Raw genomic sequence first — 20,987 nt, forward strand, 5'->3', positions numbered from 1 at the left:
TGACCTGCGACACCTACCCCCGAGAGATCAGTGAGCAAAGAGGTAGGTATGATGGAGTTAAGCTCAGATCTGGTGTATGGGGGAAGGAAGTGAAGGTGGCGTATCCTGTTGATTGATCACGACCAAGATCTCAATCAACAAAAGCGGATACGCCATGACCAAGTCTACCCTTCAAGCTGTTTCACAACCAGAACCGCAGGCCACGGATCCGCTGCACGAGCTGCTGCGCCAGGGTGCCCGCGACCTGATTGCCCAGGCGGTCGAGGCCGAACTGGCCACTTTCCTGGCGCAGCATGCCGAGCAGCGCCTCGACGATGGGCGCCAGGCGGTGGTTCGCAATGGCTACCTGCCCGAGCGCACGGTGCAGACCGGGATCGGTGATGTCAGCGTCCAGGTGCCCAAGGTGCGTGACCGCAGTGGCGGTGGCGCCTGCTTCAACAGCAGTCTGCTGCCGCCCTACCTGAAGCGGGCTCGCAGCGTTGAGGAGTTGATCCCCTGGCTCTACCTGAAGGGGGTCTCCACCGGGGACTACCAGGAGGCCCTGAGGGCATTGCTGGGTGAGAAGGCCAAGGGGCTCTCGGCCAACACGGTTTCACGGCTCAAGAAGCAGTGGGAGGATGAGCACACAGCGTGGCGGCAGCAGGACCTGTCAGACCGCCGCTACGTCTACTGGTGGGCTGACGGCATCTACAGCAAGGTGCGCATGGATGACCGCTTGTGCCTGCTGGTGATCATCGGGGTCACGGAGCATGGCCGCAAGGAGCTGGTGGCTGTCGAGGATGGCTTCCGTGAGTCGGCGGATAGCTGGGAGGCGCTGCTGACCCACTTGCGGGAGCGCGGCCTCACCACCGGCCCCAAGTTGGCTGTGGGCGACGGTGCCATGGGGTTCTGGGCAGCGCTGAGCAAGATCTATCCACAGACGGACCATCAGCGCTGCTGGGTCCACAAGACAGCGAATGTGCTCAACAAGCTGCCCAAGTCGGTGCAGCCCAAGGTCAAGTCCGATCTCCAGGAAATCTGGATGGCGCAGACCCGAGAAATGGCTCACCAGGCCTTTGATCGCACCCTGAAACGCTTCGAGGCCAAGTACCCCAAGGCGATGGCCTGCCTGGCAAAGGATCGGGATGAGCTGCTGGCATTTTACGATTACCCTGCGGAGCATTGGGTGCACATCCGAACCACCAACCCGGTGGAATCGACGTTCTCCACGGTTCGCCTGCGGACCAAGCGCAGCCGGAGCTGCGGATCCCGGGCGACGACATTGGCGATGGTATTCAAGCTGCTCCAGAGTGCCCAGAAGCGCTGGAGACGCATCAAGCATTTCCAGAAACTGGAACTGGTCGTCAACAACGTCAAGTTCCAGGACGGAGAGCAAGTAATCGATCAGTCAGACAGGAAGGCCGCCTGACCGCCGTACACCAGATTTGACAATAACTCGGTATGATGAAGATCAACCCGCAGTCGAAGGTACCCATGCACGCAGAGAACGTTCCTTCCGATCCGGGCGCATTGCAAGGAGCCCGTAGGGCGACTGAAGATGCGCCCGGATCGACACCGGCGCCGATCCCGCCCGGCAGCGATTCCGAGGTGGTGCCGCGTGCGCGCCGCCGCACCTTCACCAACGCCGACAAGCGCCGCATTCTACAGGCTGCTGACCGATGCACCCGGCCCGGAGAAATCGGTGCGCTGATGCGCCGCGAGGGCGTGTACTCATCGTCCCTGAGCACTTGGCGGCGCCAGCGTGAGGCCGCAGACCTGGCGGCACTGGCGCCCCAAAAACGCGGCCCCAAGGTGGACGCTGGCGCGCGCATTGATGCACAGCAGATTGCCCGGCTGACCCGTGAGCGCGACACGCTGCGCGTCGAACTCGACAAAGCGCGCCTGGTGATCGAGGTCCAAAAAAAAGTTACTGCGCTGCTGGATCTGCTGGCCACCACCGACAAGCACGGGAACACCTGATGGCCGCTGCGTTGGAACTCACCCCCTCGCTCGGCGTCGGCGCGGCATGTCGCGCCATGGGCCTTGGGCGTGGCGAACCTGCACGCCACAAAGTCCGCGTGCACCGGCGCACGGTCATGGGGCCGCCCCGGCCGCGGGCACCTCGGCCTCCGCCGCCTATGGCCCTGGATGCCAACGAACGGCAGACGGTCCTGGACACCCTGAACAGCGAACGCTTCGCCGATACCGCGCCGGCGGCCGTGCACGCCACGCTGCTCGACGAGGGCGTCTACGTTGGCTCAGTGCGCACCATGTACCGGCTACTGGCGGCCAACGGCGCCAGCGGCGAGCGGCGCAACCAGCTCACGCACCCGGTCTATGCCAAGCCCGAACTGCTGGCCACAGCGCCCAATCGCGTTTGGTCGTGGGATATCACGAAACTCAAGGGGCCCGCGAAGTGGACCTGCTTCCATCTCTACGTGATCCTGGACATCTACAGCCGCTTCGTCGTGGGCTGGCTCATCGCCCCCCGGGAGTCCTCTGAGCTCGCCCAGCAGCTCATCGCCGACACGGTGGCGCGGCACAACGTTGAGCCCGGCATGCTGACCCTGCACGCCGACCGGGGTGCGGCCATGCGCTCCAAGCCGGTCGCCAGCCTGCTGGTCGACCTCGATGTCGTCAAGAGCCACAGCCGACCTCACGTCTCGGACGACAACCCGTTCTCCGAGTCGCAGTTCAAAACCATGAAGTATCGGCCCGGATTCCCTCAGCGCTTCGGCTGCATCGAGGACGCACGAGCCCACTGCCAAACCTTCTTTGCCTGGTACAACGCCGAGCACCGCCATAGCGGCATCGGCTACATGACCCCGCACAGCGTCCACTACGGCTTGGCCGCCGACCTTCGGGTCATCCGCCAGGTCACGCTTGACGCCGCCTTCCTGGCCAACCCCAACCGGTTCAAGAGCATGCGGCCCCGACTGCCGCCGATGCCGACCGCTGTCTGGATCAACCCGCCACCTGAGGAGAAAACACCCCCCAGCGAACCCGTAGCCTGCACACTAAATTAACGTCCCCGGGTGTCGCAAAACCATTGACACGTTCCGGTCTGCGAAGACCATTCTCCGGTGATCATCACCCGGAGCAAGCCGGATCCGTGGTTATGATCTCTCTTGACGACTATGAGGCGTTGCAAGAGACCGCATATCTCCTGCGCGCCCCTAAGAACGCCCGTCGTTTGTTAGAGTCCGTTGTCGAGCTAGAGCAAGGCGGCGGCCAGGAAAAGGAACTTCTTGAATGAAACTCATCTTCTCCGAAAACGCCTGGGAAGATTATCTGTACTGGCAGTAAACGGACAAAAAGCTCCTGATCCGAATCAACAAGTTAATCAATGCGACGAAACGAGAGCCATTCGAGGGCGTGGGAAAGCCAGAACCACTCAAACACATTTTCGCTGGTTATTGGTCTCGCCGAATTAACGACGAGCACCGCATGGTCTACAAAGTCACTGATGACGCTTTGCTCCTCGCCCAGTTCCAGTACCACTACTGATTTAACGCACTGATTTAACGCCGCAAACAGCAGCCGAGCACCGCGAGGACCGACTGCTGTGCCTTGTTATGTGCGTGCCAATTCTCGCCACTTCCCTGGCGCTTGCTTTGGATGAAACACTGCAAGCACAAGAATGAATTCATCTTCATTGCGGTAGAGCACCCCATGAGGAAATGTTTCGAGAGGCCAACGCCGCACTTCATGCGCAAGAATTTGCATTGCTAACGGTTGGCTTGCGGCAGCTTCAACAGCGCTCTCTACCGCGTTTTGAAACTTTTGAGCTAACTCAGGGCTGATTTTGCGATAATAGCTTTTTTCCCGCTGAACATCTTCACGGGCGGATTCAACGAAACGAACGGGTTTCAACGATCATCTGCCTGTAGATCAGTAAATACGTCTTCAGCAGGGATAGCTTGCTCTTCACCGCGAAGATAGGCTTGATACCTCCGACTAGCCTCAGCCAGCCAAGCTTGCTCCACTTGTCGGGGGTCAGAACCGGGGCGCCCCTCAATGCTCTCTAACAGGTGTACTACCAAGCGAGTTCTATCCTCTCTGGGAAGAGAAAGTGCTTCTGCTTCAACAATTTCTGCGGAAATAGCCATAACTACCTCACTTAATATTTATTCGTTTACACTCTACTACGCTACGCTGTAGAAATGAAGCTAGAACATCTCTCAAAGCACATAACGCTTCAAACACCGGCGCAGCTATGCTGCGTCCGCGTGCTTTGATTTGTGTACGCCCGACATGGGCATGAACTGATGGGGTGAAAGTCCCCTGTAGGAGTACCTGAGATGTCCACACTTTGGACTCGAGCCAACACAAGGTGACGAAGCCCATCAGGTGCAGGGGATAGGGTAAATGCGGCGGTTGTGCACTGAAAGTTCATGTTCTTATTCGGGGAGATCTGTCTCACTTGCGGCCCGTGTCCCCTATGGGAGTCGAACTGAGGGCCGGCTCGAAAGGGCCGGAATGACCATCGAACCCTACCGGGACTGTGGTCGCCATGGGAGCCGGACTGTGGGCCAGCCCGAAAGGGCAGGAATCACCACCGGACCCTACCGCGACCCGGCCAGCGCGCCAACCGGTAACGCTTGGCGTGATGAGGCAGAAGTCAGCAAACGGCATAGTAGCCAAACGCTCACCGTAATGGGTGAGACACGGTGAAGGCCCGAACCCCCCGCAACGAGAGAGGCCAGCTAGTCTCAACGGCCGTAATGCGCCCGACCGGGTGAAACGGCCTTGGCGATTCGTTGGGTAACCAACGTTGAAGGTCTCCATGTTCGCATGGTCCTTTGAATTCCGGTGGAAACGCCCCGTGCGGACCCGCATGCGGGGTATTGTGGAGGCCGGGGGAGAAAAGACCCCGGCTATCCGATTAACTGTTGATGCTCAACGTCAATGGCACGTGGTCACTTATTGAAATCCACTCATCGTGCTGACCGACCTGCAAAGTACATTCTTCCGTAAAATCAGACGAAGTAAAAACGTAATCAATGTGGTACGCCTTCTCGCGGTTCCGCTGTAAGAAAAATGTTGGGCTGGTCTCGTTTCCCTGCTCTTCCTCGAAGACTCGGTGATACTGGCTCTTGAAACCCATCTCGTTAAGCTCAGCAACTACGTCCGAGTGATTCCACCAACGGTCAGGCTTATCCCAGCGCACATTGCTATTAAAATCGCCGAGAATGACTGTCTTTGGCCCGCTAAGGTCTTCACGGTGGATCTGAAGATACTTCCAGAATTGCCCCATGTAGCCAAATGCTTCGTCATTGCGCCCCTTCGTCCAGACGGCCAGCACAGTGAAATCTCCGTCGATGGTGAAAGGAAGAAAAAGCCTGAGATCTTCCGTGTTCCAATTCAGTTTTTCACTCTTGCTTAGCAGCCCAGGTACAGAAAAACTGCCGCTCCAATCTAACCTTTCAACTCGATGACCGTTTCGAGGAAAAATGCCGATACCACGATTTTTTGACTCGCCCAACCAGAGGTATGAGCCTGCCCAATCCCTATAGGCGGGAGTTGATAGCGCAGGGTCTTCGCATTCCTGAACCACCAAGACATCAGCTTGCAAGATCTCTGCTTCCGCGAGCTTTCGTCTCAGTGCCCCATTACAGTTCCAGGTTACTACTTTCATAGATAGAGAGAGTTAACGCCCGCATTCAGCGGCTTGTCCGCTGACATGCTTTGTTAGCAGCCGCTTCTTCTAAACGCTCGGCGAGCCATACCTTTATGATTGACTGCCTAGTAACACCTAAGCGACTCGCTTCACGGTCGAGCGACTCGATCATCCAAATGGGAAAGTCTACGTTAACCCGCTTCTGCACCTGATTCGGACGCTTTGCGGTTTTTAGATCAAGGTGTTCTAGTAGATCTTCTTCGTTATCGTCGAACCTTTTATCTAACTCTTCAGCTTTCATACAGTGCCACCTCTGATTTCCGCGCCCTTCTGACCGAGATGATGCGGATGGTGCCCTTCCGGTAGGTAATTATTGCCGACCACACCTTCGTTCCAATGGTGCCAATAACCAACGTCCGGGGCCGGCGGCTGTCAATGATGTTGTCGCCTGAGAGTGCATCGTTATGCAGCCATTCTCAGTGGCTGATCTTGAGCAACGCGCTCAGGATTCATGGTGACGGTATCGACATGCGACCAGTTGCGAGTCTTTCCAGTCCAGCGCTCCGGGCGAAGCTGTCGGGCTCTTTGGAACTGCTGATGACGGCGTACCAGGATCGCCTTATCCTCACCCCGGTGACGCTCAGCGGGCGTGACAAAGCGGATGGCGCTGTGACGGTGTTCGTGGTTGTACCAGCGGACGAAGCCATGCACCCACTCACGGGCCTTGTCGAGCGATTCCAGACCTTTGGCCGGATAGCCAGGGACGTACTTGCAGGTACGGAACAAGGCTTCAGCGTAGGCATTGTCGTTGCTCACCCGTGGCCGACTGAAGGAGGGGTCGATATTCATGTCCCGCAGCTTCTCCAGCAGCGTGGCGGCCTTGAAGGGGCTACCATTATCCGCGTGCAATACCAGAGGCTTTCGCACGATGTTCTCGGCCAACACGGCCCGCTGAATGACTTGCGTGGCGTTGTCCGCCGATTCCGACGAAAAGACCTCCCAGCCCACGACCTTGCGGCTGAAGACATCCAGGATCATGATCAGGTAGTAGAACGTCCCCCGGGCCGGGCCTGGCAGCCAGGTGCAGTCCCAGACCCAAAGCCGATTAGGTGCATGGGCCTGATGCGTGGTCGGTGGCTTGCTGCGGCGGGGGGCCTTGGCACGCCCCCGGTGAGCCACCTGGCCGTGACGGCGCAGCACCCGGTAGAACGTGGACACCGAGGCCAGATAGCGATCTTCCTCGTCCAGCAAGCGCACCAGGATCTGATCCGGTGGCAGGGACGCGTACTCGGGCCGATTGCATACGTCCAGGATCGCTTGCTCTTCCTCAGGACTCAGGGCATTGGCCGGCCTTGGCCGATCCGCGAAAGGGCGGCGATCCTCCCCCAGGTTGTCCTGCGCGGTCCAGCGTTGGTAGGTGCGGGCACAGATACCGGCCACCTCGCAGGCGGGTGTCAGCCTTGCCCCCTTGGCCCGGGCCTGATCGATCAGCTCAACGGTTTTGCGGCGATCTGCGGTGCTGATCATTTTTCCTCGTCCCCCCAGATCGCGGCGGCCTTTTTTGACAGTGTCAGCAGTGCCGCTGTCTCCGCCAACGCGGCCTCCTTGCGTCTGAGCTCCCGTTCAAGCTCACGAACGCGGGCCTTGTGGTCCTTGAGTTCCTGGGCTTCACGGCGGCGGTCCTGGCTCGCCAAGCCGGCTGCCTGTTCACAGTCGTGGCGCCACACCTGTAATTGCTCCGGATACAAACCCCGGGAACGGCAATACTCCGCCACCTCCTGGGCGTTCATCCCGGCTGTCTCCACCACTGCGGAGAACTTGTCCTTGGATGACCAGGCTTCAGTGCCGGCCCCCGTGGCCTGGGGAAGACAGCGGCCTTGTTCTCGGGCCTCCTTGCGCCACTTGTACACCGTGGCAATGGAAACCCCTTCCTGCTCCGCCACCTCCCGGGGCGAGAGGTTGTACGGGGTCAATAGCTTGGCTACTGCGGCTTCTCTGCGTTCGTCAGGATATCGCGGCATCTTGGGCGCTCCTCTCTCGCCCCCAGGGTGTTTTAAATACTCTATCAAACCGGACGGTCGAGTCGGCCGAGGGAACTGCCCCCTCGGCCGCTCACAGAACCCGGCGTGAGCCTCTCGACTCACCGGGCTCTTGTTGCTCCAACCACAAACTCGCCGCGGCCGCTCCAGTGAGCAAACAGCGATGGGGAGCGACGCTTCTGTCGATCCAGCCATGCGTAAGCGCGAGTTTTATGCCCTCGCAGGCGCTTGTATTTCCGCATTGCCCAGCGAACGATCAGGAAGTCAACGTAGTCGGCCAGGGTCTGGAACTCCGAACCCCGATAGCGGCAGTAGTACCGCATCCATCCACGCAGGCGAGGTGCCGTCCAGTCAGCCAGTGCTTGAAGATCATGGTGGCTGTACCGGAACACCCCACTGTCACGCAATCGTTGGCGCATCGCTTTCAGGGCCGTCCGGCTCACCGCCGGAGTAAAGCCCGTCTTCAACGTGCCATCGCGTAACCTGATCCGCCGCGGCCTGAACGTGTAGCCAAGGAAGTCAAACTGAATAACCGGATACGTTCCCGGTCGCTTGCTGTCCTTGCAGTAGACCACCCGGGTCTTGTCCGGGTGAAGTTCAAGCCCGCAGCTTTGCAGCCGAGACGACAGATGCTCGCGCATCTGAAGTGCCTCGGCCTCGCTGTGACAGTGCAAGATGCCATCATCGGCGTAGCGACAAAACTCGATCTCCGGATGATGCGCGGCCAACCAGTGATCCAGCGCATAGTGCAGGAACAGGTTGGCGAGCAACGGTGATAGCGGCCCACCCTGCGGTGTGCCGACCGTTCTCTCGATCACTGTTCCATCGGCACGCTGCATCGGCGCGGTCAGCCAACGCTCCACATGGAGGAGAATCCATCGCTCCTGACAATGATGACGAAGGGCCCGCAGTAGCAGTGCATGATCGATGTTGTCAAACAATCCGCGGATGTCGTACTCCAGCACCCAGTCACGGCGCCAGCAGCGCTGGCGAGTCACTGCGAGTGCATCATGGGCCGAGCGACTCGGCCGGTACCCATAGGAGTCCGGGTGAAACACCCGCTCCAGATCGGGTTCCAGGGCCAGGACGACGGCGGTCTGGGCGATCCGATCGCTGACGGTCGGCACACCCAGCATCCGCTCCCCACCGGACTTCTTGGGGATGGGGACCGCTTTGACCGCAGGCGGGAAATAACTGCCTGAGGACAACCGGTTCCAGATCCGGTAGAGATTGCCATTTCGGTTTTCATCAAACTGCTCGATGGAAACCGCATCGACCCCCGCTGCGCCGCGGTTGGCCTTCACGCGGTGATAGGCTTCCCATATCAGCCGCTTTGGAATCACAAACGGTTTTGTCGACATCAAGGGCTCATCCTCCAGAATCGGAGTTGACCATCGGGTCGACCAGAACAACCCGGCCCCTTCGCTCCGCAGCCATTACAGCCGCTTCATCGCTCATACGGGCCGGTCCGTCCTCAAGTCGTGCATCGGTACTCAGTGCCTTGCTTTGTGTCACTTGGCAGTCTCCCTTGGCATCACGACTTGAGTTCCCGCAGTTCCGCCGAAGCGCCCAGATCGAGATCACGCCACTTCTATGCCGGACACCACCCACCCAGTCAGCAGGCTTCCGGTGGATTTGTCCCGAGGGTAAAAGTCGCCCTCGGTTTTGATGTCGCCTAATCATTTTCGACACGTCAACAGTGATTCGTTTGCACTCGTCTTCTCGATCCATACCTGACACACCACGTGGATGTGCCTTCTCCCCCGACGCTCACGACAACGGTCTCCAACCAATGCCGCTCGAGGGTGGTTTGGAGCCGGTCCCTGCAGACAGACTCCGGCGGGTCGGTTCCGCCATCACTTCGGCAGCTTCTCATGCTGCCCGGTCAGCTCTCACCAACCGAAACCGCATTGCTGCGGCACACACACTTATCCTGACAGGGGGGGGGGCTCATCGATCGTTTTAGCGTCAATTTCTACAACATCCGGATCCTGCCAGAGCTCCTGAGCATCCTCAAAGTCGATGCCGTGCTTCTCCAGGTTAAGCTGACTCTTAAAAGGGTCATATTCGAATCGATTCATGGTATATAAATTATGCCTTTTCGGGAGGCTTTGCAATCAGTCAGGAATTGCCGATTGGAAGTGCTGCTAACGCCACCCATCAACCGCGCCGCTTTTTGGCGTCGGCTCAATGGGCTGGTTATTTTTCATCTGTACCCGTCCGGCAGACCCCGTATAGCATTCCATTCGGCATTTCCTGAAGATCTATAACGAGGATCCTAAGCCCTTCATCTGGCACAAAGATGCCGAAACCGTACTCCTGTATAGTTGCCGGACGGCGGAGTCGCTGGTGGGGCCCGGTTTATTCAGTTCGAACGTCTATGATAAGCGGCGCGGCCACGGTCCTAGCCCCGCTTTACCGGCCACCAATTTAGCCCGCGTCCGCTTGAGCATTTTGTTGGGCCATTGGCTTCCACTCTTGAACGCCGTAGCCCTGATCAGATAGTCTCTCAATACCTACTCTATACTTGCGAAGGAAATACAGCGTGGTCATGTTGGTTCCGGAGAGCTTATCGTGCTCCTGGCAATACTGACGTAGCGAATTTAGATAGATAGTGATTGTGCTGAAAGCTTCATAGCATATGACCAATGACTCGTTGCGACTTACCTGCCCGTTTGATGCGTGTAATCTATCTTTAACCTGTTTTTCGGAGGGGATTACGGCTCGCCACTCGAGAAAGGTTATATTCAGAAAGGCATCAGTTCCTGTAGCATTAACTTGCTCTTGTTTATAGGTGACGTTGATTGTCAGCTTATCAAGTTCAGCCTGAATATCTTTTTCTATTTTTTGGACGAAGCGCATCAGATCCAGCCTGTTGCTTTGCGACTGTAAACTTTTCATCTCAGCTTGATGCGCTCGTTCTCTCTGCAACAATGCGAATGCAGCGACCATTATGGTGATTGAAGTAAGCACTCCGCCAATAAAAGTCCCGTACGCCGCAAGCTGATTAGGCTCTATTGATGTAGGTAGGACCGAGTTATCAAATACCACTAGAGCAACAGAACCCAGAAAAATAACGAGTAGGAACCCAAGCAAAACGATTGTGAATGGTCTCATTTGCCCTCTGCCCAACGTTGCCAACACGCGAAGCTTTACAGTGAAGGCGAAGCCGCAACGAAAAAGCTGTCGCCGTGATTGGCCTTGTTAGGCGCCGCATATTCGTTGGTACAGACCGTCATCAAACCTCTCCACTAGTGCTGTATTAGTATTCTCGAGCACCTCACGCAGCAAATTAGTTACGGCATCATTGCGCGTTTTACATTCCTCGATACAATCAACGGTTGCCCTTGGCACAATTACGGCCTTCGTTGCATCACACAGGATTGCCCATTCGCTATCACTGAACCAAACCGCCGCAAAGATGGCCTCACCTCGTTCCGCATGCTGCTTCGCATTCACGTTACCCCCGACTTCTTGGAGCAATTGCTGTAGAGAATGCTTACTGCCATGCAAAGCGGATCGCAGACCCAAGAACTTAAACTTATCGGCCAATCTTCGATGCGGTCGCCACCCGCAACGCACATGATTGGCGCCAAACTCCATTCTTTCGTCGGGACGATCCTGAACATCGCTCCAGTTTAAATCGGCCATTTTGCTTTCTCCTATCAAGTTTTTCGCCGTCGCAGTAGGAACGCCGGTTACCCGACGCCCCCTGCACAGATCCCGGCGTGCGGTTTTCCCGCACCGGGCTCTTCAGTCATACTCACTCGCGCAGAAGGGCGTTCCCTCACGCAAGCCCCCGATTCCGTATCCCCTGCATCGCCTCAACTGGTGTCGGAAACGCGTAGGCCTCCAGCACCCGCCTGAGACCTTCCCAGGTCAAACTTCGCCTTTCACTGCGACGGTTCAGCCACTTGTAGAGCAATCGGATTGCCGCAGTGTGAAAACACCACAGTGAACTGATGTTACCGATGGCACGGAAGTAATTGTAGTGCCCCCGTACCTTGCGTTTCATCGTTGCCAACAGTACCGGCAGACGAAGATACCGGTGTGTTTTCAACCAGTCCTAGCAGGCCCGGTGAGTGTGATCACCCGAATTGATGTCCTCCTGATCACGTTCGTTAAGGGGCCTGATCAGCAAGACGCCGCCGGCGCCCGGGAGGGAGTTCGGCGGCGTCTTGGGCGTAGGTCTTGGGAGGACGTCAGAACGGAGGGTTGTCTGGGTCCTCGGTCGGGAGGGGGACGTCGGACAGTAAGCTGAGCTGGGTCATATTTTCCTGCGAGCGTTCGTCGTGGTAGCGGTGGATCTGCCCCAGGTAGTGGGATTCGAACAAGATCAGGAAGTCGTGGAGCAGGGCCTGCAACTCGACGACAGCGTCGTCGCTGAGTTCGGGCCAGGGCAGGGATTGCGGATGGAGGGTTGCGGGCATGAGGGTCTCCAGGGGTTCAACGGCTTGCGGCGGCACGGCGCGGAGTGGGTTTTTCTGCGGGGGCGAACACGTCGAGGTAGAGTTTCTCGTCGAGCTGCGGCAGATCGCGCTGGGCGGCCACGGCGAGCAGTTCGGCGGCCAGGGTGGTGAGCAGGCGGTAGTTGCCGATGGCGTGGTCACACAGGGTGTGCTGGAGCGTGGGCGTCATCAGGCTGGCGTTGCCGGCGGTGTTGAGCAGATGCTGCAGGCAAGCCAGGAGTTCCTCGCGGCTGGCCGCTTCGGTGACCAGACGGGTGCGGATGCGGGAGCCGAGCGGGATCAGTTCCTCGCGGCGCAGCTTCTCGGGCAGGCGGGCATCGCCGGCAAGGATCACGCACAAGAGCGTCTGTGAGTCGAAGCGGGCGCTGGCCATCAGGCGCAGTTCGGACAGGACCGCGGGACTCATTTCCTGGGCTTCGTCGATCAGGAGCACTGCGCGCCGGCGGGTGGTGTCCAGATGCGCGAACCAGTTCTCGCGCAAGGCCTTGAAGCCGCCCCAGCGGTTGTGTGGGCGCAGGGGGACGCCGAAGAGATCGCCCATCTCGCGGTAGAAGTCGGCCAACTGGCTCTGCGGATGATGGATGGCGACGACGGTGAGATCGGGCAGCCGTGCCAGGCGTTCCGCGATCAGGCGCAGAACCACGCTCTTGCCGGTGCCGGGGTCGCCGTTGATCATGGCGAAGCCGCCTTCGCGGACCAGGCCCTGTTCGATGCGCCAGTAGAAGTCCTCGACGCGTGCGGGCACATAGAGCGCCTCGACCGGGATTTCGGTGGCGAATGGGTTCCACTTCAGCCCATAGAGGGCCAGTAATTTCGAGTTCATGCGGAGTCCTCTTCGGGGTCTGGGGTGGGCAGGTAGGCGGGCGGCAGGCCGGTGGCGGCATAGTCGGCCAGCAACTGGCGCAACAGCGGCGCCATCCCCGAGGGTGGCAGTGGCGTGAGCGCGCGTGCCGCAGGTGGCCGGACGCGTCGTTGTGCGTTGGCGTTGGCGGATTTGTCGAGCGGCAGCACCGGGCACAGGACGGTGCCGGTGCGGGGATCGACCAAGTCGACGCGGGTGCGATCCCACCGCGCGTAGCGCAGCGACACCCGGTCGAGGTGCTGGTAGCGGGCGGGGATCTCGAAGCGCTGCCCCTCCAGAGACACCGTGCCATCGGAGCGTCGCTGGCGGCGGGTGACCTCAACACGGAAAGCATCGGCCAGTGCCGCGACCGGCGGGCAGTCCCGGCTGACGTTCGGCCCGGCCAGATAGCGTTTCAGCGGGGTGGTGTCGAGTTCACTGTGGCGGGTGCGGTGATACTCCTGCTCGGCCCAAGCCTGCGTGGTCTGGTTGAGCACATCGAGGGTGAGTGGGGTTTGTCCCTCCAGCATCGGCATCAGGCGACCTTCGATACGCCCCCAAAGGGACTCTTGCTTCCCGTTCTGGTAGGGAGAATACGGTAGCGTCGTCTGGTGCAGCACACCCAGGCGCTGCAATCCGGCAACGGTTTCCTCGGCGATCATCGCTGCACCGTTGTCCGTCATCAGGGCACGCGGCAACCCGCGCTTCATGAGTGCCTGGGACAGGCCGTGGACGAGGCTCTGCGCCGTCTCGTCCAGGTACCACTGCAGGTGGCAGATCAAGCGCGAGCGGTCATCCAGGATGCCGAGCAGGTACGGTTTGACCCAGGCGCCCTCTCGGGTCAGTACCTTGCGCGAACCGTGGTGGAAGTCCAGGTGCCAGAGCGCACAGACATGGTCCAGCTCGTAGCTGCGCACCTCCAGCGCTGCGAATCGGTCGCGGGCGAGGATCGCGCCGTCGGTTGCACACTTCGGCCGCGCCTGGCGGAACATCCCGTGCGCCTTCAGATAGCGCCGCACCGTGGGATACGAGGGCATGCAGACCTCGCTGTCGGCCAGGTCCACGCACAGGTTGTCGAAGTGCAACTGCACCGTCCAGCCCGGATGTTCCCGGTATTGCTGCACCAGGGCGGCGATCACGGCCGGCGTCATGGCGGTGAAGTGGCCATGCGGGCGGCGCTGGTTGCGCAGTGCCGCCACCGGGTCGGGGGCCGACCGTGCCGCGTAATACCAGCGCTCCAGTGTGGACACCCCGAAGCGCACCTCGGTGCCGGTGACGGGATGGCGCCAGACGCGCTCGGCCAACGCCGCCAGTGCCGCCCGCAATGCTCCCGGTTCCGGCGGTGCGGCGAACAAGGGACCAATGATCGAGAAGCGCAAGCGCGCCCATCGATCACGCAACAGAGGATCGTTCGGTGGATGCACGTTCGTCTCCCAATATGCGCGGTGCCGGCGGCACCACGACCGGGAGAGAAGGCTACGCAGCGGGAATCGGTTCGACCATTGGCATCCTCTGCGGGAACTCAGCGCCCCTCGGGCGCCGTGATCGTGAGTGGGGTGAGCAAGGCCAGCAGGCACCGCAGCGGTTCGTGTTCCTGGCCGGGCAACTGCTCCAGGAGACCGTTCGGCAACCGTGCCGCAGCCACCGGCAGCAGGAACCGCGCACCCAGCACCCGCCACAGCGAGGTCCGCACAAAGTCTTCGCGCCACCACCGCCGCCACCGTGCCAGGGTGCGCCAGGGAATCGATAACGCTTCACACAACGCAGCCGCCGCCGTGCCGTGCCCGGCCGGCCGGGTTGACCCCAGCACCACCACCCAGCTCAGCCATACGCGCCGCCCCAGAAAACGCACCGACTGGCTGGTCGTCCGACGTCGGCACTGGCTGCAGCAGAAACTCAGCCGCGTCGCGTATTCAGCGCGGAACGCAGGCGGGCAGCCGCGCGGCTTGCGTGGATAGTTGGCGCGGTGTAGCACGCCGCCACACGGGCACCCGGCCGCCTGCGCCTCGGCCGCCAATGCCTCATCGATGTGGATTAGAAACCGGAAAAACTGGGGATCGGACAACGGAACATGGCACACTGTGAGTGTCTCTTGGCTTGGTAACCAGAGACTCCCCCAAAGGGCGCGTTCGTTCAAGCTCCCCGAGGGGGATCCCCCTCAAACCTCACCCTGCGTGATCATTCCACCCGCAAACACCCTCAGTAAGGGTGATCGTACTCAGCCCGGATGCCACTGCGCAGCTTCTTGCGGCTGGTCCGCCGCCATACACGCGGCGTCCCCTTGCTATCCGCTTCCCAGTAAAATTCAAAACCAAGGAAGGTGAATCGCCGGGTCCGCGTCGGGTGAAAACGGCTGAAGCGGTGAATGCACGTTTTCTCCGAGGCAGCCTGGAGACCAAAGGCCTCCAGTCGCCTCGGCAAGGCTCGGTAGAACCGCCGTGCATCCGCCCGGTACTGGAAAGCACACACGAAATCATCCGCAAAGCGGATGATGTACGCCTGTCCGGCACAGCTCGGCTTGATCCGCTTCTCAAACCACACATCCAGCACATCGTGCAGATAGATGTTCGCCAGTATCGGCGAGATCACACCGCCCTGTGGGGTTCCCGTGTGCGGATGGAGTACCGATCCATCTCGCTCCAGGATTCCGGCCTTCAGCCAGCTGGCAATGAGACCAACGAATGGTTTATCGTCAATCCGTTCCGCCAGCATCCGTAGCAGCCAGTCATGGTCAATATTGTCGAAGAAGCCTTTAATGTCGGCTTCGACAACATAACCGTGGCGTCCAAACTGCAGCTCATAGGTGAGATCCTTGGCCGCCTGCTGTGCACCCCGCTTCGGCCGGTAGCCGTAGCTGGTGGGGAGAAAATCCATTTCGTAGATAGCCCCAGCAGCAGGCGTGCTGCCGCCTGAAGCAGTCGGTCTTCCACCACCGGAATTCCCAGCGGTCGTTCCTTGCCGTTTCCCTTCGGAATGTACCGGCGCCGGATCAACCGGCTTCGATACTCGTTACGTTTCAGGCGTTCTACCAGTTGTCTGATGTTTTCACTCAGGTTCCTGCCATATTCGGCCATGGTCACCTTGTCCACGCCCGGGGCTCCCCTTTAATTCAGGGTGCGCCAGGCATGGTGCAGTAGTGATTCATTCAAAAGGCCATAAAGGTTCTGGAATCGGTGGGCTTTCGCAGTGCCCGCCTTGATGGATATCGCCCGCAGGAAGGTTGGCTCGTCGTTCTCCGGCCCGACAGTGTCCGGCGCGAGTGGCCTTTGCGGACTGTGTATGACTGTCACCCCCTTCCCCATGTGATCGGCTCTACTGAGTACGATCACCCTTACTGAGGGTGTTTGCGGGTGGAATGATCACGCAGGGTGAGGTTTGAGGGGGGATCCCCCTCGGGGAGCTTGAACGAACGCGCCCTTTGGGGGAGTCTCTGGTTACCAAGCCAAGAGACACTCACAGTGTGCCATGTTCCGTTGTCCGATCCCCAGTTTTTCCGGTTTCTAATCCACATCGATGAGGCATTGGCGGCCGAGGCGCAGGCGGCCGGGTGCCCGTGTGGCGGCGTGCTACACCGCGCCAACTATCCACGCAAGCCGCGCGGCTGCCCGCCTGCGTTCCGCGCTGAATACGCGACGCGGCTGAGTTTCTGCTGCAGCCAGTGCCGACGTCGGACGACCAGCCAGTCGGTGCGTTTTCTGGGGCGGCGCGTATGGCTGAGCTGGGTGGTGGTGCTGGGGTCAACCCGGCCGGCCGGGCACGGCACGGCGGCGGCTGCGTTGTGTGAAGCGTTATCGATTCCCTGGCGCACCCTGGCACGGTGGCGGCGGTGGTGGCGCGAAGACTTTGTGCGGACCTCGCTGTGGCGGGTGCTGGGTGCGCGGTTCCTGCTGCCGGTGGCTGCGGCACGGTTGCCGAACGGTCTCCTGGAGCAGTTGCCCGGCCAGGAACACGAACCGCTGCGGTGCCTGCTGGCCTTGCTCACCCCACTCACGATCACGGCGCCCGAGGGGCGCTGAGTTCCCGCAGAGGATGCCAATGGTCGAACCGATTCCCGCTGCGTAGCCTTCTCTCCCGGTCGTGGTGCCGCCGGCACCGCGCATATTGGGAGACGAACGTGCATCCACCGAACGATCCTCTGTTGCGTGATCGATGGGCGCGCTTGCGCTTCTCGATCATTGGTCCCTTGTTCGCCGCACCGCCGGAACCGGGAGCATTGCGGGCGGCACTGGCGGCGTTGGCCGAGCGCGTCTGGCGCCATCCCGTCACCGGCACCGAGGTGCGCTTCGGGGTGTCCACACTGGAGCGCTGGTATTACGCGGCACGGTCGGCCCCCGACCCGGTGGCGGCACTGCGCAACCAGCGCCGCCCGCATGGCCACTTCACCGCCATGACGCCGGCCGTGATCGCCGCCCTGGTGCAGCAATACCGGGAACATCCGGGCTGGACGGTGCAGTTGCACTTCGACAACCTGTGCGTGGACCTGGCCGACAGCGAGGTCTGCATGCCCTCGTATCCCACGGTGCGGCGCTATCTGAAGGCGCACGGGATGTTCCGCCAGGCGCGGCCGAAGTGTGCAACCGACGGCGCGATCCTCGCCCGCGACCGATTCGCAGCGCTGGAGGTGCGCAGCTACGAGCTGGACCATGTCTGTGCGCTCTGGCACCTGGACTTCCACCACGGTTCGCGCAAGGTACTGACCCGAGAGGGCGCCTGGGTCAAACCGTACCTGCTCGGCATCCTGGATGACCGCTCGCGCTTGATCTGCCACCTGCAGTGGTACCTGGACGAGACGGCGCAGAGCCTCGTCCACGGCCTGTCCCAGGCACTCATGAAGCGCGGGTTGCCGCGTGCCCTGATGACGGACAACGGTGCAGCGATGATCGCCGAGGAAACCGTTGCCGGATTGCAGCGCCTGGGTGTGCTGCACCAGACGACGCTACCGTATTCTCCCTACCAGAACGGGAAGCAAGAGTCCCTTTGGGGGCGTATCGAAGGTCGCCTGATGCCGATGCTGGAGGGACAAACCCCACTCACCCTCGATGTGCTCAACCAGACCACGCAGGCTTGGGCCGAGCAGGAGTATCACCGCACCCGCCACAGTGAACTCGACACCACCCCGCTGAAACGCTATCTGGCCGGGCCGAACGTCAGCCGGGACTGCCCGCCGGTCGCGGCACTGGCCGATGCTTTCCGTGTTGAGGTCACCCGCCGCCAGCGACGCTCCGATGGCACGGTGTCTCTGGAGGGGCAGCGCTTCGAGATCCCCGCCCGCTACCAGCACCTCGACCGGGTGTCGCTGCGCTACGCGCGGTGGGATCGCACCCGCGTCGACTTGGTCGATCCCCGCACCGGCACCGTCCTGTGCCCGGTGCTGCCGCTCGACAAATCCGCCAACGCCAACGCACAACGACGCGTCCGGCCACCTGCGGCACGCGCGCTCACGCCACTGCCACCCTCGGGGATGGCGCCGCTGTTGCGCCAGTTGCTGGCCGACTATGCCGCCACCGGCCTGCCGCCCGCCTACCTGCCCACCCCAGACCCCGAAGAGGACTCCGCATGAACTCGAAATTACTGGCCCTCTATGGGCTGAAGTGGAACCCATTCGCCACCGAAATCCCGGTCGAGGCGCTCTATGTGCCCGCACGCGTCGAGGACTTCTACTGGCGCATCGAACAGGGCCTGGTCCGCGAAGGCGGCTTCGCCATGATCAACGGCGACCCCGGCACCGGCAAGAGCGTGGTTCTGCGCCTGATCGCGGAACGCCTGGCACGGCTGCCCGATCTCACCGTCGTCGCCATCCATCATCCGCAGAGCCAGTTGGCCGACTTCTACCGCGAGATGGGCGATCTCTTCGGCGTCCCCCTGCGCCCACACAACCGCTGGGGCGGCTTCAAGGCCTTGCGCGAGAACTGGTTCGCGCATCTGGACACCACCCGCCGGCGCGCAGTGCTCCTGATCGACGAAGCCCAGGAAATGAGTCCCGCGGTCCTGTCCGAACTGCGCCTGATGGCCAGCGCCCGCTTCGACTCACAGACGCTCTTGTGCGTGATCCTTGCCGGCGATGCCCGCCTGCCCGAGAAGCTGCGCCGCGAGGAACTGATCCCGCTCGGCTCCCGCATCCGCACCCGTCTGGTCACCGAAGCGGCCAGCCGCGAGGAACTCCTGGCTTGCCTGCAGCATCTGCTCAACACCGCCGGCAACGCCAGCCTGATGACGCCCACGCTCCAGCACACCCTGTGTGACCACGCCATCGGCAACTACCGCCTGCTCACCACCCTGGCCGCCGAACTGCTCGCCGTGGCCGCCCAGCGCGATCTGCCGCAGCTCGACGAGAAACTCTACCTCGACGTGTTCGCCCCCGCAGAAAAACCCACTCCGCGCCGTGCCGCCGCAAGCCGTTGAACCCCTGGAGACCCTCATGCCCGCAACCCTCCATCCGCAATCCCTGCCCTGGCCCGAACTCAGCGACGACGCTGTCGTCGAGTTGCAGGCCCTGCTCCACGACTTCCTGATCTTGTTCGAATCCCACTACCTGGGGCAGATCCACCGCTACCACGACGAACGCTCGCAGGAAAATATGACCCAGCTCAGCTTACTGTCCGACGTCCCCCTCCCGACCGAGGACCCAGACAACCCTCCGTTCTGACGTCCTCCCAAGACCTACGCCCAAGACGCCGCCGAACTCCCTCCCGGGCGCCGGCGGCGTCTTGCTGATCAGGCCCCTTAACGAACGTGATCAGGAGGACATCAATTCGGGTGATCACACTCACTCTACCGTCTCGGAGTACTATGAGGTGATCCGACTCCCCTGTGGCCGTCAGGTCACGTTCCCTTTCTCGGGGTCCGCTTTCCTTACCTGGACCGGGCCTTTCAGGCTCCCCCTGACTCCGGCCTAGCCCTGTATCCAGATTTCTCCTTCGTGCCTCAATAGCCATATGTCATGGTTTCCCAACGGTGTTCCGGTTCAGGAGCCACAAGGGCCTCCCGCGTTCACGACGCATCTCTCGTCACATACCGTAGCTTGAGAACTCCGCCGGCTCTCTCCAGGCTCACCAATGCGCCCGGTTCGTTTAGGCTTCACGCGCGTTACAACGCTGCCAATCCGGAACGGCTTTTCGAAGCGATTCCAGCTCAAAGGGGCTGCGTCCCCATCCGGTCTATGACGTACCCTGTGTACGCTTCACCTCTCTTGTTCGCGTGTAGCCTCAGTTCTCACCGAAGCCACCGCTCCGCCAGAGGCGCAACACTCGGTAATGGTGGGTGGTTAACCCTTTCCATGCCAGGACTTACACCCGGCCAGATGCGCCGCGCTTTGCGCGGCGCGCTAACGCCAAGCTCGGCTGCAGCGCCTCGTTAGCTGGCGTTCAGTACGGCGCGACATTTTGAATTTCCTGCCCGAGGTGGCGCAACTCTCCGGAGAGGGTTGTGTAGCGCCCCTGCGTCTTCAGCCATGAACCGGCGGAGCCGATGCGCTGCTGACCTGTGGCCTGTAGGACGGCGCGCTTTGACTGCGCGCTTTCGTGAGCCGCATAGTTCCGCAGTGCGGTAAGCCTCTCAAGTGGTTGGCGGTATCGCGCCTGCCGCACGATCGTGAGAAGGTAATGATTGTCAGGCACGTACTTTTTTAGCTGCTTTATCAGGCCGTCCCTGCCCTTGAAATCGAAATAGCCGCCCCCAAGAACGAGATACTCGCAGACTTCGTCCGTCAGGTGCTTAGGGAAATCTATTCCCGTGGAGTACGCGATCGTGGCAGTATCGTTATTGATCGCCCCAACAATCGCAGAGAGCATCATCTGCTCAAACTCTCTGTACAAGCGAATAATCGCATAATCGTGGCACCAGCTTTGTTCCTTATCGCTCAGCCCGGCAGCCGATGAGGCCAGGAATGCCTCCAACTCGTCCGCCTTCGCGACGAACTCACTCGCGCACCTCTTGATGCTCTTCTTTCGTGGCACGGTTGCTCCTTCTATAGCTATTAACTCGGTGACCATTCATGCTCGTCGTAGCTCCGTTAAGTCACTGATTTTGAAGCAAGTAAA

General features: G+C 60.6%; 22 protein-coding genes and 2 pseudogenes. 8 read left to right on the forward strand and 16 right to left on the reverse strand.

The annotated features are described in order from the left end of the window. Positions 1-154 precede the first annotated feature (154 nt). The 4 genes and pseudogenes from ECTOBSL9_RS03510 (at position 155) to ECTOBSL9_RS16365 (ending at position 3,486) form a co-directional block, all read left to right on the forward strand. Positions 155-1,408, forward strand: coding sequence for an IS256 family transposase (locus ECTOBSL9_RS03510; protein WP_063465985.1), 1,254 nt, complete (start codon positions 155-157; stop codon positions 1,406-1,408). A 155-nt stretch (positions 1,409-1,563) separates the two neighbouring features. Continuing rightward, positions 1,564-3,005, forward strand: a protein-coding gene (locus ECTOBSL9_RS03520; protein WP_371259014.1) for an IS3 family transposase whose coding sequence is annotated in 2 segments (ribosomal slippage) — positions 1,564-1,912 and positions 1,912-3,005 — 1,443 coding nt in all. Because the reading frame shifts where the segments join, the coding sequence is not laid out codon by codon here. Positions 3,006-3,041: 36 nt separating this feature from the next. Then, positions 3,042-3,235 (forward strand): annotated as a pseudogene (locus ECTOBSL9_RS03525) (type II toxin-antitoxin system Phd/YefM family antitoxin); the annotation flags it as partial. Further along, positions 3,232-3,486: pseudogene (locus ECTOBSL9_RS16365) on the forward strand (Txe/YoeB family addiction module toxin). The pseudogenes ECTOBSL9_RS03525 and ECTOBSL9_RS16365, both read left to right, overlap by 4 nt. A gap of 66 nt (positions 3,487-3,552) precedes the next feature. Here the strand turns inward: ECTOBSL9_RS16365 and ECTOBSL9_RS16370 are convergent. The 15 genes from ECTOBSL9_RS16370 to ECTOBSL9_RS03585 all read right to left on the reverse strand — a co-directional run bounded on the left by ECTOBSL9_RS16370 (position 3,553) and on the right by ECTOBSL9_RS03585 (position 15,822). Next, the gene (locus tag ECTOBSL9_RS16370) at positions 3,553-3,852 is read right to left on the reverse strand and encodes a type II toxin-antitoxin system RelE/ParE family toxin (RefSeq protein ID WP_082829712.1); all 300 of its coding nucleotides are present in this window, start codon (positions 3,850-3,852) and stop codon (positions 3,553-3,555) included. Next, entirely contained in the window at positions 3,849-4,088 is a 240-nt protein-coding gene (locus ECTOBSL9_RS16375; protein ID WP_082829713.1) for an addiction module protein, read from the reverse strand. Before ECTOBSL9_RS16375 ends, ECTOBSL9_RS16370 begins: the two co-directional genes overlap by 4 nt. Before the next feature lie 776 nt (positions 4,089-4,864). Beyond that, positions 4,865-5,554 (reverse strand): endonuclease/exonuclease/phosphatase family protein, encoded by a 690-nt coding sequence (locus ECTOBSL9_RS03530; RefSeq protein ID WP_240481040.1) that lies wholly within the window; start codon positions 5,552-5,554, stop codon positions 4,865-4,867. Between the two features lie 88 nt (positions 5,555-5,642). Beyond that, positions 5,643-5,900 (reverse strand): type II toxin-antitoxin system BrnA family antitoxin, encoded by a 258-nt coding sequence (gene brnA / locus ECTOBSL9_RS03535; protein WP_063463902.1) that lies wholly within the window; start codon positions 5,898-5,900, stop codon positions 5,643-5,645. Beyond that, positions 5,890-5,985 (reverse strand): hypothetical protein, encoded by a 96-nt coding sequence (locus ECTOBSL9_RS16380; protein ID WP_371258997.1) that lies wholly within the window; start codon positions 5,983-5,985, stop codon positions 5,890-5,892. Before ECTOBSL9_RS16380 ends, brnA begins: the two co-directional genes overlap by 11 nt. A 76-nt stretch (positions 5,986-6,061) precedes the next feature. Further along, a protein-coding gene (locus ECTOBSL9_RS03540) for an IS3 family transposase (protein ID WP_240481041.1) occupies positions 6,062-7,620 on the reverse strand; the annotation gives its coding sequence in 2 pieces (ribosomal slippage) (positions 6,062-7,155 and positions 7,155-7,620; 1,560 coding nt in all). A 119-nt stretch (positions 7,621-7,739) separates the two neighbouring features. After that, positions 7,740-8,999 (reverse strand): group II intron reverse transcriptase/maturase, encoded by a 1,260-nt coding sequence (gene ltrA / locus ECTOBSL9_RS03550; RefSeq protein WP_063463905.1) that lies wholly within the window; start codon positions 8,997-8,999, stop codon positions 7,740-7,742. A 567-nt stretch (positions 9,000-9,566) separates the two neighbouring features. Continuing rightward, complete coding sequence (locus ECTOBSL9_RS03555; protein ID WP_082829716.1) at positions 9,567-9,719, reverse strand: BrnT family toxin; 153 nt, start codon at positions 9,717-9,719, stop codon at positions 9,567-9,569. Between the two features lie 349 nt (positions 9,720-10,068). Beyond that, complete coding sequence (locus ECTOBSL9_RS03560) at positions 10,069-10,755, reverse strand: hypothetical protein (RefSeq protein ID WP_156500028.1); 687 nt, start codon at positions 10,753-10,755, stop codon at positions 10,069-10,071. 87 nt (positions 10,756-10,842) lie between these two features. Next, complete coding sequence (locus ECTOBSL9_RS16830; protein WP_156500029.1) at positions 10,843-11,289, reverse strand: hypothetical protein; 447 nt, start codon at positions 11,287-11,289, stop codon at positions 10,843-10,845. 551 nt (positions 11,290-11,840) lie between these two features. Further along, positions 11,841-12,068 (reverse strand): hypothetical protein, encoded by a 228-nt coding sequence (locus ECTOBSL9_RS03565; protein WP_063463907.1) that lies wholly within the window; start codon positions 12,066-12,068, stop codon positions 11,841-11,843. A 16-nt stretch (positions 12,069-12,084) separates the two neighbouring features. After that, a complete protein-coding gene (locus ECTOBSL9_RS03570; RefSeq protein ID WP_063463908.1) occupies positions 12,085-12,930 on the reverse strand; it encodes an ExeA family protein in 846 nt (281 codons plus the stop codon). Further along, positions 12,927-14,372, reverse strand: coding sequence for a DDE-type integrase/transposase/recombinase (locus tag ECTOBSL9_RS03575; RefSeq protein ID WP_063463909.1), 1,446 nt, complete (start codon positions 14,370-14,372; stop codon positions 12,927-12,929). Before ECTOBSL9_RS03575 ends, ECTOBSL9_RS03570 begins: the two co-directional genes overlap by 4 nt. A 98-nt stretch (positions 14,373-14,470) precedes the next feature. Next, positions 14,471-15,013, reverse strand: coding sequence for a hypothetical protein (locus tag ECTOBSL9_RS17235; protein ID WP_205632059.1), 543 nt, complete (start codon positions 15,011-15,013; stop codon positions 14,471-14,473). 134 nt (positions 15,014-15,147) lie between these two features. Next, entirely contained in the window at positions 15,148-15,822 is a 675-nt protein-coding gene (locus ECTOBSL9_RS03585) for a reverse transcriptase domain-containing protein (protein ID WP_063463911.1), read from the reverse strand. A gap of 599 nt (positions 15,823-16,421) precedes the next feature. Here ECTOBSL9_RS03585 and ECTOBSL9_RS17240 point away from each other — a divergent pair. The 4 genes from ECTOBSL9_RS17240 (at position 16,422) to ECTOBSL9_RS03605 (ending at position 19,594) form a co-directional block, all read left to right on the forward strand. After that, positions 16,422-16,964 (forward strand): hypothetical protein, encoded by a 543-nt coding sequence (locus ECTOBSL9_RS17240; RefSeq protein ID WP_205632059.1) that lies wholly within the window; start codon positions 16,422-16,424, stop codon positions 16,962-16,964. Positions 16,965-17,062: 98 nt separating this feature from the next. Next, positions 17,063-18,508: a DDE-type integrase/transposase/recombinase gene (locus tag ECTOBSL9_RS03595; protein ID WP_063463909.1), complete on the forward strand. Its 1,446-nt coding sequence runs from the start codon at positions 17,063-17,065 to the stop codon at positions 18,506-18,508. Next, entirely contained in the window at positions 18,505-19,350 is an 846-nt protein-coding gene (locus ECTOBSL9_RS03600; protein ID WP_063463908.1) for an ExeA family protein, read from the forward strand. Before ECTOBSL9_RS03595 ends, ECTOBSL9_RS03600 begins: the two co-directional genes overlap by 4 nt. 16 nt (positions 19,351-19,366) lie before the next feature. Next, on the forward strand, positions 19,367-19,594 hold the full coding sequence (locus tag ECTOBSL9_RS03605) for a hypothetical protein (RefSeq protein WP_063463907.1): 228 nt from the start codon (positions 19,367-19,369) through the stop codon (positions 19,592-19,594). 718 nt (positions 19,595-20,312) lie between these two features. Here ECTOBSL9_RS03605 and ECTOBSL9_RS03610 read toward each other — a convergent pair. Beyond that, positions 20,313-20,903 (reverse strand): hypothetical protein, encoded by a 591-nt coding sequence (locus ECTOBSL9_RS03610; RefSeq protein ID WP_063465988.1) that lies wholly within the window; start codon positions 20,901-20,903, stop codon positions 20,313-20,315. Positions 20,904-20,987 lie beyond the last annotated feature (84 nt).

The sequence above is a fragment of the Ectothiorhodospira sp. BSL-9 genome (assembly GCF_001632845.1).
Lineage (GTDB): Bacteria > Pseudomonadota > Gammaproteobacteria > Ectothiorhodospirales > Ectothiorhodospiraceae > Ectothiorhodospira.